The sequence below is a fragment of the Tractidigestivibacter sp. genome, from assembly GCF_050946515.1.
Taxonomy (GTDB): domain Bacteria; phylum Actinomycetota; class Coriobacteriia; order Coriobacteriales; family Atopobiaceae; genus Tractidigestivibacter.
Genome location: NZ_JBMNUX010000014.1, coordinates 22,650 through 35,232 on the forward strand (window position 1 = coordinate 22,650; position 12,583 = coordinate 35,232).

General features: G+C 55.8%; 10 protein-coding genes and 2 tRNA genes. 11 read left to right on the top strand and 1 reads right to left on the bottom strand.

Annotated features, from left to right (window positions below; translation table 11 throughout):
* Window positions 1–78: 78 nt before the first annotated feature.
* From ACOYJL_RS08565 to gyrA, 6 genes are all read left to right on the top strand, one after another.
* Entirely contained in the window at window positions 79–1,626 is a 1,548-nt protein-coding gene (locus ACOYJL_RS08565) for a DnaA ATPase domain-containing protein (protein WP_433569813.1), read from the top strand.
* A 245-nt stretch (window positions 1,627–1,871) separates the two neighbouring features.
* The gene (dnaN, locus tag ACOYJL_RS08570) at window positions 1,872–2,969 is read left to right on the top strand and encodes a DNA polymerase III subunit beta (RefSeq protein WP_433569814.1); all 1,098 of its coding nucleotides are present in this window, start codon (window positions 1,872–1,874) and stop codon (window positions 2,967–2,969) included.
* Between the two features lies 1 nt (window position 2,970).
* The gene (gene recF, locus ACOYJL_RS08575) at window positions 2,971–4,059 is read left to right on the top strand and encodes a DNA replication/repair protein RecF (protein ID WP_433569815.1); all 1,089 of its coding nucleotides are present in this window, start codon (window positions 2,971–2,973) and stop codon (window positions 4,057–4,059) included.
* On the top strand, window positions 4,052–4,555 hold the full coding sequence (locus tag ACOYJL_RS08580; protein ID WP_433569816.1) for a hypothetical protein: 504 nt from the start codon (window positions 4,052–4,054) through the stop codon (window positions 4,553–4,555). Before recF ends, ACOYJL_RS08580 begins: the two co-directional genes overlap by 8 nt.
* A 140-nt stretch (window positions 4,556–4,695) precedes the next feature.
* A complete protein-coding gene (gene gyrB, locus ACOYJL_RS08585) occupies window positions 4,696–6,663 on the top strand; it encodes a DNA topoisomerase (ATP-hydrolyzing) subunit B (RefSeq protein WP_433569817.1) in 1,968 nt (655 codons plus the stop codon).
* 56 nt (window positions 6,664–6,719) lie between these two features.
* Window positions 6,720–9,515 (top strand): DNA gyrase subunit A, encoded by a 2,796-nt coding sequence (gyrA, locus tag ACOYJL_RS08590; protein WP_433569818.1) that lies wholly within the window; start codon window positions 6,720–6,722, stop codon window positions 9,513–9,515.
* Window positions 9,516–9,678: 163 nt separating this feature from the next.
* Here the strand turns inward: gyrA and ACOYJL_RS08595 are convergent, their stop codons facing one another.
* Window positions 9,679–10,209, bottom strand: coding sequence for a bifunctional nuclease family protein (locus tag ACOYJL_RS08595; protein WP_433569819.1), 531 nt, complete (start codon window positions 10,207–10,209; stop codon window positions 9,679–9,681).
* Between the two features lie 218 nt (window positions 10,210–10,427).
* Here ACOYJL_RS08595 and ACOYJL_RS08600 point away from each other — a divergent pair.
* The 5 genes from ACOYJL_RS08600 (at window position 10,428) to ACOYJL_RS08620 (ending at window position 12,474) form a co-directional block, all read left to right on the top strand.
* A tRNA-Ile gene (locus tag ACOYJL_RS08600) sits at window positions 10,428–10,504 on the top strand.
* Window positions 10,505–10,603: 99 nt separating this feature from the next.
* The gene (locus ACOYJL_RS08605; RefSeq protein ID WP_433569820.1) at window positions 10,604–11,095 is read left to right on the top strand and encodes a flavodoxin family protein; all 492 of its coding nucleotides are present in this window, start codon (window positions 10,604–10,606) and stop codon (window positions 11,093–11,095) included.
* A 44-nt stretch (window positions 11,096–11,139) separates the two neighbouring features.
* Window positions 11,140–11,215, top strand: a tRNA-Ala gene (locus tag ACOYJL_RS08610).
* Window positions 11,216–11,333: 118 nt separating this feature from the next.
* Window positions 11,334–11,912 (top strand): RNA 2',3'-cyclic phosphodiesterase, encoded by a 579-nt coding sequence (gene thpR / locus ACOYJL_RS08615; RefSeq protein WP_433569850.1) that lies wholly within the window; start codon window positions 11,334–11,336, stop codon window positions 11,910–11,912.
* A 157-nt stretch (window positions 11,913–12,069) separates the two neighbouring features.
* On the top strand, window positions 12,070–12,474 hold the full coding sequence (locus ACOYJL_RS08620) for a hypothetical protein (RefSeq protein WP_433569821.1): 405 nt from the start codon (window positions 12,070–12,072) through the stop codon (window positions 12,472–12,474).
* The last annotated feature ends 109 nt before the right edge of the window (window positions 12,475–12,583 follow it).

A 12,583-nucleotide genomic window follows, 5' to 3' on the forward strand; every position in this document is an offset into this window, starting at 1 on the left:
GCAAATGAGCTTCTGAGTTTTCAACAATCCACCTATAATGGGCATTCCCATTGTCTTTCGAGAGGAATGCCCTAGGAGATGGAACCAGAGTTCGAATCAGATGCGGATGCCGTCTGGCAGGATACCCTTGATCTTGTGAGCGAGAAGAATCTCCCAGGGTCCATACTTGCAATGCTTGGGAGCTGCCATCCTGTCTCACTTGAGAATGGCGTCCTCCGTGTTGAGACACACAGTCGCATTGTCACGTCACGCCTGTCCAAGAACAGTTCAGTCATTGACGAGTGCCTGACGCAGGCGGCCTTTGAGCCAACCAAGATTGACGTGCACTTCGTGCCTGACCCGGCAAGAAAGCCCATAGCCACTGCCTCGACGGTAACTGCCGAGGAGGCGCGCGAATGGATTGAGCCGGCTCAGCGCGCAACAGCGACCCCTTCTCCAAGGGCCATCTCCTCAGAAGATGACTGGCAGCGCGCTGCGGCAGAGCGCGAGGAAGACGCACAAAGCCGCAGGAAGGCAAATCCATTAGTAGATGACATCTCAGAGAACGATTCTCGCCTAACGTTTGACCGCTTTGTCGTAGGCGAAGAAAACACCTTTGCCTATCAAGCGGCTTTGCAGGTGGCAAATGGAGAGAACCACAACTACAATCCACTCTTTATTTATGGGAAGAGCGGGTTGGGCAAGACACACCTCCTACGTGCCATCCAAAACTACATAGCGACAAACGACCCGTCACGCGTGTGCGTATACAAGGACGGATCAGCGTTCATCACAGACTACACAACAGCCATGAGCCATCGCGAGAAGTCAGCCCCCGAGATTCTCCGCGAAAACTACTACGACATCGACGTTCTTATCATCGACGACATTCAGAAGCTCTCAGGCAAGACCGGCACCGTTGACTTCTTCTTTGACGCTTTCAACCATCTGACCTCAGCGGGAAAACAAATTGTGCTCGCGGCCGACCGATCGCCCTCGCAGCTTGGCATGGGCCCAGACGGCATGGACGAGCGCGTTACCAGCCGCCTTGACTCTGGATTTTCTACAAGCATCCAGACGCCAAGCTATGAGCTTAAGCTGCGCCTTATCAACACGTTTCTCGAGCGGATGAAAAATGATGGCGAAAAGGAGCATGTGCCCAATTGCTCGGGAACCATCTCAAAAGACAATCAGGAGTACATGGCGAGCAAAGCAGGAGCCAATATTCGCGTAATCGAAGGCTTCTGCCTGCGCTGTCTCACCACCGAGAGCCTTCGCGAGGAATCAGGCAAAGAGCTGACGCACGAAGACATCAACCACTTTGTCAAGATCTCCTGGCCCAACGGAGAGCGTGACTATCAGATAGAGGACATCCAACGCGCCGTCGAGCAGTACTTTGACATCTCTCACTCCGACCTCATTGGTCAGAAGCGCAACAAGGAGATCATGGAAGCGCGTCACATTGCCGCTTGGCTCTCCAAGGAGCTTTGTGATGTCACATACGCCGAGATTGGGGCACACTTTGGTGGACGAAACCACGCGACACTGCTCCATAGCGTTCGCGTGGTCGAGGAAAAAAGCAAGAAGGACAAGCTTTACTATGACCGTCTGATGCAAATAAAGGAGAGCATCACGGGCAGCGCGTAACAGACGGCTTGTCAACATACGTTGTGAAAAGGTCTGAAAGAGATGATGAAAAGTCAGCGCGGAATGTGGAAAGTTTTCTCAACATGTTTTCAACTGTTGGAACATAGGAAAAGCCAGTAGCCTCCCAAGTCGATAAACTATCCCTTCTACCTGCACAAACGCCTGTTATTAACTTATTCACCGACCTTATTATTACTATTGTTCTTGATATATATAAAAGAACTACTAAAAGAGAAAGGGCAACCATGAAGTTCACCGTCAGCCAGTCATCCCTCTTGAAGGCCCTTTCTGTTGTGTCAAAGGGTCTTGGCTCAAACTCGACGATTCCCATCATGTCGGGCATCTATATAAAGGCAGATCAAGGAACTTTGGAGTTCCAGACCAATAACCTTGTGATTACGGTTCGTCACCGCATACCCGCAAACGTCGAGGAGACCGGCGAGACCGTTGTCTCGGGCAAGGTACTGATGAACATCGTGAAGACTCTGCCTGACTCTGCCGTTGTCTTCGACGGAGGCCAGCGCACGATTTCTATTTCGTGCGAGAAGTCCTCCTTCCGCCTGAACACGCTGAACCCTGCAGACTGGTCTGAGTTCCCCGAGTACTCTCTGGAGTCTGCGACCGAGTTGCCGTGCGAGCTTCTGTCCGAGATGGTAGACAAGGTCTATCGCCTGACCTCAAAAGAAAGCTCTCGTCCCGTGCTGCAAGGCATTCTGCTGACGGCAGGGGACAACACTATTCGCCTTGTTGCCTCTGACTCGTATCGTCTGGCCGTCTGCGACGCATCTGCCGAGACTGGCGACGGTGACTTCAGCGCTATCGTTCCCGGCAACGTCTTCCATGAAGTGCTCGGTATGACCGATGGTGCCGAGAAGATTTCGATCGGCATCACTGATAGCCAGGTGGTCTTCTCGTTCGGCAATACGACACTCGTGTCAAGCAAGATTGGCGGCACGTTCCCCAACTATCGCCAGCTGCTTCCTACGAGCTGCTCTACGTCGGTAAAAATAAATATTGCTGAGTTCTCCGCGGCGCTGCGCCGCGTGACCTCCATTGCCACCACCAATGCTGCGGTTAGGCTCGATATTGATGCCGACGGAAAAGTTATGCGCCTTTCAACCAGCTCTCCTGACCAAGGCGAGGCCACCGAGGTGCTCCCTGTTGAAGTTGAGGGCGAGTCTTGCTCCATCGGCCACAACTACCACTATGTCTTCGATTGCATGAACGCAGTCTCCGACAAGAAAGAGATCACGCTTGAGCTGCAAACCAGCATGAAGCCTGGCGTCTTCAAGACAAATGGCAAGATTAACTACCTTTACATCCTGATGCCGGTGCGCCTGTAGCGTGGGACTCCTTGTCAAGACACTCTCGCTCCAGTCGTATCGAAACTTCCGCGAGAGGGAAGTGAGCTTCTCCCCGGCCACAACGATACTTGTAGGGAGAAACGCGGTGGGAAAGACCAACACCGTGGAGGCTCTTCAGATGCTGACCGCTGGGCATTCCTTCAGGCACCCGACTCCCGCAGAGCAGGTGCTCGAAGGTGCCGAGCAGGCCCGCATTGGGGCGCGCCTGGAAGGCGACGGGCGCGTGATAGACGTTGCCTGCGAGATTTCCCCGGGGCGGCGGCGCTTTACAAAAAATGGCAAGAAGTGTGTCGCTGCTGACCTTTCAGAGACGCTGATGTCGGTCCTCTTCTGTCCGGATGACCTTTCCCTTGTCAAAGGCGGCGCGGCAAATCGTAGAGGCGAGCTCGATGATTTTGGCTGCGAGGCAAACAGAGGCTATTCGAAGCTGCTTAGTGCCTATCTCCGCGCTGTCGAGCAGCGCAACCGTCTTCTGCGAGACGAGTATCCGGACCCGTCTTTGCTTGCTGCATGGGATGCGAGCGTAGCCGTCGGCGGGGCCACGCTTCTTCAAGCGCGCTGCCGTCTCTACCGGCGTCTGAGCGAGAAGATCGAGCAAATCTACGAGAACATTGGGGGAGGGGAGAAGCTTACGTGCTCGTACAAGAGCACCGTGGCTGACGACCCCCTCTCGCTCTCACGTGACGATCTTGCTGATGTGTTTCTCGCGCGTCTGGAGGCCGCTCGCGACATTGACCTACGCCGCCAACAGACAACGATTGGACCTCATAGGGATGACGCGATCTTTGCTATCGAGGGGCGTGATGCCCGGGCTTTCGGCTCGCAAGGCCAGCAGCGCTCGATTGTCCTCGCTCTCAAGATGGCAGAGGTACTGGTGTCTGCCGAGGTCACAGGGTCCCGCCCGCTGCTATTGCTAGACGACGTAATGAGCGAGCTTGACGAGGGCCGCCGCCAGTCGGTAATAGAGTTTGCCCAGCGCGGAATTCAAACGGTCATCACGACAACGAACCTTGGCTATTTCACGAAGGAACTGCTCGATAGCTCGTTGGTGGTGAGCTTTAGTGAGTGATGACTTCACAAGCATCTCTTCGCTTCTTGGCAATCTTATGGGAGACGGTGGCCTTCGCCGCGCTATGGGCAAAAACCAGCGTGCGGCCATAGCCTGGAGGGCCGCGAACGGAGACATCGAGCGAGAGCACACCACAGGCGTGTTCGTGAAGGACGCTCGCATGCCGGGTCGGCCTCCCGTACTGGGAGTCTACGTTGATTCGCGAATGCGGGCGGTGGACTTTCGTGCAAACCGTGAGGTCTATCTCGCGCGGCTCTCCATGGCTGGCTATGAGTTCTCGGACATCGAGTTTCTCGTCACAAAGTATGGAAAGAAGAAGCCTACAGAAAAGAAGAAGGAATCTGCTGCGCAAGAGGAGCTTCCCCAGCTGTCCGCTTCCGAAGAGCAAGAATGCCGCGATATGGTTTCTGGTCTTAGCGAGCCTCTGAGAGACAAGGTCTACAAAGCCCTATGTCTCTCAAAACGTCGTGTAAAGATTCAACACACTACAAAATAAAGATTGCCGCTCAAATTCGTTCTCAGCGGCTCCTGTGAGTATTTCGTCTAAAAATGATAGGCTGAATCACTTTCGGCACAGAACAATTTGAGGGCGACTAAACTCTACTCTGTAGCTTTCTACCATAGAGGGGAAGTCACGTGGCAAAAAAGAACAACAACGAATACGACGCGAGCGAAATTAAGGTCCTCGAAGGTCTTGAGGCCGTACGCAAGCGCCCGGGCATGTACATTGGCACTACGTCGTCTGCTGGACTGCACCATCTTGTGTGGGAGATTGTCGACAACTCCGTTGACGAGGCTTTGGCAGGCTACTGCAGCAAGATCAAGGTCACCGTACATCCTGATAACTCTGTGACCGTTGAGGACAACGGCCGCGGCATCCCTGTTGCCAAGCACCCGCAGAAGAAGATTTCGACGCTGGAAGTGGTCTTGACGATTCTGCATGCGGGCGGCAAATTCGACAATACCGCCTACAAGGTTTCCGGCGGCCTCCACGGTGTTGGCGTATCTGTCGTCAACGCCCTTTCCAAGAAGCTCATCGCGACGGTCAAGCGCGATGGCGCCATCTGGGAGATGCAGTTTGAGCGCGGCAAGACCACCGAGAAGCTCAAGAAGGTCGGCACGACCAAGACAACGGGAACAACCATCACGTTCTGGCCTGACGACACGATTTTTGAGACGACGGTCTACGACTACGACACGCTGCACGACCGCCTGCAAGAGACGGCTTTTCTGAACAAGAACCTCAAGATCATTCTTACCGACGAGCGTGAGCTCACCCCACGTGTCGATGAGTTCTGCTATTCAGGCGGCATCATTGACTTTGTCAGGTTCCTCAATGGCTGGAATGGTCAGAAGTACGAGAAGGAGATCCTTCCTGGTCTCAACAAGCCCATTTACATCGAGGGCAAGTCTGATCCCGACGCCCCAGTTTCGCAGATGGGCGAGGTCGAGGTCGCCATGCAGTGGAACACGGGCTACTCGGAGCACACGCTTTCCTTTGCAAACGACATCTACACCGAGGAAGGCGGCATGCACCTTGAGGGCTTCCGCTCTGCCCTCACCAAGGCTGTGAACGACTACGGTCGCAAGTCAGGCATCCTGAAGGAGAAGGACTCAAACCTTACAGGCGACGATATTCGCGAGGGTCTGACGGCAGTCATTTCGGTCAAGCTGCCTGACCCGCAGTTTGAGGGCCAGACCAAAGCCAAGCTGGGAAGCTCCTATATGCGCACGCTCACCAACCGCATCGTGAGCCAGGGCATGTCGGAGTACCTTGAGGAGCATCCCAACCAGGCGAAGGAAATCCTGAAGAAGGCTAGCCAGGCTGCCAAGGGACGGCTTGCTGCGCAGAAGGCCCGCCAGGCTACGCGCCGTAAGGGGCTTCTCGAGAGCGCGAGCCTGCCTGGAAAGCTTGCCGACTGCTCTGTGCGCGACCCCGAGATGACTGAGCTCTTCATTGTCGAGGGAGACTCTGCAGGCGGGTCCGCAAAGATGGCGCGCGACCGCTCCATCCAGGCGGTTCTCCCGCTTCGCGGCAAGATTCTGAACGTCGAGCGCGTCCAAGAGCACCGCGCCCTTTCGTCTGATACGATCATGGCCTTGATTACGGCTATCGGCACTGGCGTTGGTCCAGAGTTCGACATCTCGAAGGCGCGCTATCACAAGATCGTTATCATGACCGATGCCGATGTCGACGGTGCCCATATCCGCATTCTGCTTCTGACTTTCTTCTATCGCTACATGCGCCCAATGATCGAGGCTGGCTACATCTACGTCGCTCAGCCGCCTCTGTATCAGCTGAAGCCGAAGGGCAAGAAGCATGGCAAGTACATCTACACCGACGAAGAGCTTGCCATAGAAGCTAGCAAGTACGAAGACTCCACCAAGTACACTGTTCAGCGCTACAAGGGTCTGGGCGAGATGGATCCTGAGCAGCTTTGGTCCACAACGATGGAGCCCAAGAACCGCATCTTGCTGAAGGTCAATATCGATGATGGCATGGCTGCGGAGCGCGCTGTTTCCGACCTAATGGGAACGCAGGTGGAGAAGCGCAAGGACTTCATCCAGACACACGCAAAGGATGTCCGCTTCCTGGATATCTAGCACCAGCTGGTCTTTGCATGTTAGCTTTGCCGAGCGAAAGACAAGAAAGGTAACTCGTGGCAGACGATAACAACAAGAACAACGGCGTGGACGACGAGGACAGCAACCTCGGCGATCGCGACGACGAGTTCGAGGACGACGTCGACAACGATGCCGACCTCGACGATAGCGATGAGGACTTCGACGACGAGGACTCAGGCAATAGCGAGGAGGAGCTTGCCAACCTTGCCGGAGCAAATCTCGACCATACGATTTCTGACGAGGCGGGCACCCGCCTTGACCTTTCTGACATCCATGGCGGCACGCTGAAGCCTACTGATATGGCCACCGAGATGAAGCAGTCATTTCTCGAGTACTCCATGTCGGTTATTGTGGCGCGCGCCCTGCCTGACGTGCGCGACGGCTTGAAGCCCGTCCAGCGCCGTATCCTCTATGCCATGAACGAGGCCGGCATCACACCCAACAAGCCTCACAAGAAGTCGGCATGGACTGTCGGCGAGGTCATGGGCAAGTACCACCCGCATGGAGACTCCTCCATCTACGAGGCAATGGCACACATGGCCCAAGACTTCTCGATGCGCTTGCCGCTCATCGATGGTCACGGAAACTTTGGCTCCATTGACGGCGATCCCCCTGCGGCAATGCGTTACACCGAGAGCCGCCTGACGCGCGCTGCCATGGAGATGCTCGCCGATCTCAACAAGGAGACCGTCGACGTCCAGCCCAACTATGACGAGTCGCTCACCGAGCCCGCCGTCTTGCCCGCGCGCTATCCAAACCTGCTGGCGAACGGTTCTCAGGGCATCGCTGTCGGCATGGCAACCAACATTCCCCCGCACAACCTGCGCGAGGTGGCCGCAGCCGTCGACATGCTGATTGACAACCCCGACGCCACTACCGATGAGCTCATGACCGTGCTTCCTGGGCCCGACTTCCCCACGGGCGGCATCATCATGGGCACCGAGGGCATCCATGACGTCTACGAGACTGGTCGTGGCTCAATCACGGTGCGCGCTAAGGTGCACGTCGAGAACATTGGCAAGGGCGGTCGCCAGCGTCTTGTCGTAACCGAGATCCCCTATCAGGTTAACAAGGGTCTTCTCCAGGAAAAGATTGCTCAGGCGGTTAACGAGAAGAAAATCGAGGGCATCTCTGACCTGCGCGATGAGACCAACCGCAAGGGCATGCGCATCGTCATCGATCTTAAGAGCGGTGCCGTGCCGCAGGTAGTTCTTAATAACCTGTACAAGAAGACGCAGCTACAGACCAACTTCAACGCCATTGACATCGCGCTTGTTGACGGAGTCCCTCGCACGCTCTCCCTGCGCGAGATGCTGCAGTACTACATCGACCACCAGATCGACGTTGTCACGAGGCGTACGCAGTTTGACCTTGACAAGGCTCTCAAGGACGTCCACATCAAGGAAGGTCTGCTGATTGCTGTCGACAACATCGACGAGATAGTGCACATCATCCGCTCCTCGCATGACGACGCTGAGGCAAAGAGCCGCATGCACGAGCGCTTTGGTCTGGACGACATCCAGGGCGAGGCAATTCTCCAGATGCGCCTGCGCCGCCTGACCGGCTTGGCCCGTGACCAGCTTGTCTCTGAGATTGACGAGCTGCACAAGCTTATCGCGTACTACCAGGACCTGCTGGCGCATCGCGAGAAGATCCTGGGCGTCATCAAGGACGAGCTCGGTCAGATTGTTGATCGATTTGCCGACAAGCGACGCACCACCATCACCACGCAGGAGGCGCAGGACCTCGACGTTGAGGACCTGATTGCCGAGGAGGACATGGTCGTTACGGTGACGCACGCCGGCTACATCAAGCGCCTCCCGGTTGCCACCTATCGTTCCCAGAGGCGTGGCGGCAAGGGCATTCAGGGTCTGTCGCTCAAGGGCGGCGACTTTGTCGAGGACCTGTTCGTGGCATCTACGCATGACTACGTGTTGTTCTTCACCAACTTCGGCAAGGTCTACCGACTGAAGGTCCACGAGCTGCCGATTGGTAGCCGTCAGGCGCGCGGCACCGCCATCGTGAACGTGCTGCCGCTTGCCGAGGGAGAGCACCCCACGGCTGTCATCACCTGCCGCGACTTCCCTGCGGACGAGTACCTGATGTTTGTCACAAGAAACGGCATGGTCAAGAAGACCGCCATGAGCGAGTACGACCGCTCCCGTCGTGATGGCATCATTGCCATCAACCTGAAGAAGGGCGACGAGCTTGTTAACGTCCGTCGCGTGCGCGCGGGCGAGAAGGTCATCCTTGTCTCTACCGACGGCAAGGCGATTCTGTTTGATGAGTCCGACGTTCGCGCCATGGGTCGCGGAACTTCCGGCGTGCGCGGCATCACCCTGAAGGGCGACGCCAGGATGCTCGGCATGGAGATCTCAAACGGTAACGGCGACCTGTTCGTGATTACCGAGAAGGGCTATGGAAAGCGCACGCCCGTCTCTGAGTACCCGGAGCACAAGCGTGGCGGTCAGGGCGTCTACACCATCGCTATGACGACAAAGAAGGGCAATCTTGCGGCGTGCCGCGTGGTTGGCCCTCAGCACGAGCTGATGATCGTGTCTGAGGAGGGCGTGGTCATTCGCGTCAAGTCCACCGAGATCTCCAAGCTTGGCCGATCAACACAGGGCGTCAAGGTTATGAACCTGACCGAAAGCGATAAGGTCTCTGCTGTCGCGCGCATGGTAGCTCACAAGAAGAAGGCACCAAAGCATGACGAGAACCAGGCAACTCTTGATTTGGCAGCCGCAGGAGAGCGCGAGCCTGACGAGGAAGATTCGGTCGACGTCGGTGGCGAGGAAGAGATAGGGACCGACCTTCTCGACGAAGAGTAAGCATTAAGAAAAGCAGCATCTTTTAGGGCACCTGTCTTTGCAGGTGCCCTTTTTTGTTGCAGCTGCTGGGCAGCCTCCTCCATGCCTTTATGGCTGGCAAGACAAAAAAAGGGAACGACCGCATGCTTGGCCGTTCCCTCATTGCTCTTGTTTGAGCTGACACCTACGCGTGCTTCTCGCCAGGACCTGCGACGTTGAAGTCGTCAGGAGAGAGACCCTCCACAAAATCGTGGAACTCCTTCATCTCGTGTTCCTGCTCTTCTTCCTTAATCGCATCGAAGTCAGGCATTCCTGCAACGTCCAGAACGTCGCTTTCGGCGTATATGGGCGCTCCACAGCGCACGGCAAGAGAGATTGCGTCAGATGGACGGCAATCCACCAATACTTGTTCACCTGCGGAATTTATGATGTCGAGGCTTGCATAGAATGTTGTCCCCTCGACGCGCGAAATAATCACGCTGCGTAAATGGCCGCCAAGCTGCTCCATCACGTTCTTCAGAAGGTCGTGAGTCATAGGACGAGAACCCTCGGCGGGTTCGACGCCCATGCTTATCGCCGTGGCCTCAACTGAGCCAATGCGAATTGGCAAGCTTGCTGCGTCGCTCTCATCTCCATCTGAGGTCTTGAGCACGAGGAGCGACGTGACGGGTCCACCACCGATAACAATCGTCTTGATGTCCATTCTTCTGAGCATCGTCCACCTCCGTTCTTTGACTGTTTGCCTATCCTACCCATTCGCTTGAGGATGGTACAGACGATATTTAAAACGTAACCGGGTGCGCATTACGTTTCAACAACTTGGCGACTTTCAATGGCCTCCGCTCTTGCCAAAATAGATTTTGTCATATTCAAATTTTCCCCAATTTCTTGTTGACTCACCCCTTGGGTTTAGGTAGTATTCACTCTTGCGTTGGGCCTGTAGCTCAGTTGGTCAGAGCGTCCGGCTGATAACCGGGAGGTCACAAGTTCGAACCTTGTCAGGCCCACCACCTTCTTTTGATAATAACCACCCCAGCGCTAGCCGAGTCGCCGCTGGGGTGGTTATTCGTTTATTGCGGTAAGTAGCCAGCTGGAGGTCAAGAGCACCAATGCCGGACACCAAGAAAACAGTCATTGTGTATTATTCCCTCACCGGAAATTGTGAGGCCGTGGCAAATGAGCTTGCAGACGTACATGGCGCTGACAAGATTCGCCTGCAGCCAAATACTGAGCCGCCCAAGAACGGGATTGGAATGTATGCAAAGGGAGGAGCTGCGGCGCTCAGGGGCGCGCGCCCGATGCTGATGAATTCCATGCTCGATGTGAGCGGCTACGAAAACGTCATTCTGGTAGCTCCCGTTTGGGCTGGCAAGCTGGCTCCTGCCATGGGCTCTTTTGTTGAGCGTGCCATGCCAAGTGGCAAGAAGGTAGGAATTGTTGTCTGCTCAAAGTCAGGTCGCGGCGATGGGGTAATTTCTTACCTTCGCGAGAAGATCGAGCCAGGCAGCAAGGTGGTTGCCGCTCTCAACCTGGTCGAGCCCCTTTCCAATATGGAGGCTATGAAGAGCGAGCTGAAGGATTTTGGAACTGAACTTTTCTAAGCTTTCCTTAGCGGTCGATTTCCGTTACAATGGCTTCTGCTTTTGGGGACATAGCTCAGCTGGGAGAGCGCGGGCTTTGCAAGCCTGAGGTCGTGGGTTCGAACCCCATTGTCTCCACCATGAACATAAGGGCCAGGGAGCAATCCCTGGCCTTTTTGCTAGCTCTCATATTTTCAACGTCGCACAGAGATTCGGCGCTGTAGTCAAGGGAGGCCGCGCGTTGCCAGCCAAGGGACTGTTGAACACCGGAAGCAGCGAAAAACGGCGACTCTTCTGCGCGATTGCGCTTGACGGGCCTACTCGTCTTGCTCTTGCTCGTGCGCAAAATGACCTGCGCTCCGGGAGACCAAGCGCCCAAGAGAACCTTCATTTGACGCTGGCGTTTCTCGGTAGCTGCACAAATGCGCAGGAACAGGCCGCCCGCTCTGCGCTTGATGCGGCTTGCCTTCTCTCGAGGTCCTTTGACCTTACGATTTCTGGCATAGGACGCTTTGACAAGAAAAAGGGGTCAATCATCTGGGCTGGAGTCTCAGAGGGGCAGGGAAAAGACGAGCTTCTCTCCTTCCAGAAGCGCCTTGTTGCAGAGCTGTTGGCACGGGGCTTTGAGCTCTCGGGTGAATATACCCCGCACATCACTCTGGCGAGGGGAGCCAAGCTTAGCCGCACCGCGCTTGATGAGGACTGCTCCCGCGCCGCGCGCGACATTGGAGAGCGCATTGTTAGTGTGCGAGAGGCCCATCTAATGTGGAGCCATCATCCCAATGGCGGCGCCCTTACCTATACCTCTATCTATTGCGCACCGTTTGGCGGAGCTTAGTTGCAGCCGCCCGCGCAATTGCCTGCCCCGCAGTTGCCGTCGCGCTTGGGTATAGTCTTATGGCGACGATAGAGGGCGCAACGAGGAGACGGCTATGACCAAGCGCGAGCAAGAACAGCGAATTTCTCCGGAGCTAGACGATTTGTCCAGCACACTAATGGGACAAGCGTTTGACGTGCTAGCCGAAGGGGAGGAGCTCGACGTTCTTCTTGCCGTGGCTGATGAAGCCGGAACCGTTGCAAGCTACACTTTTTCCGACGATGGCGCAGAGGAGTGCTTAAAGGCCGCTCGCGATAAGGCTCGCTCTCTTGCAAGGGCGCATGGCGACAAGAGCGCTCATTTGCAAGATCCCTGCTACTATGCAATTGCCTATTTTGGGGCAATTGCCGATGAGACCGGGGCCTATCAGGACGCGGTCATCCTTGAGTTTGGCGAGAAGGGCAGACCAGCCTTCTCGGCATATTCGTTGATCTCTGGACGTGGAAAGGGCAATGGCTTCGCCTGGACCGATCCTGCCCCAGCAGGCGAGGTCGAGAACCTGCTTGATCCGAGCATACGGTAGAACTGCTTCTGACAAAGTCGTAGATTCATAACTTTCTTTGCCGCATAGCTGGAAAAGGGCAGCCATCGCCGAGCTGCAACGCCTGGCGAGCCACGACCCCGCTCGTCGT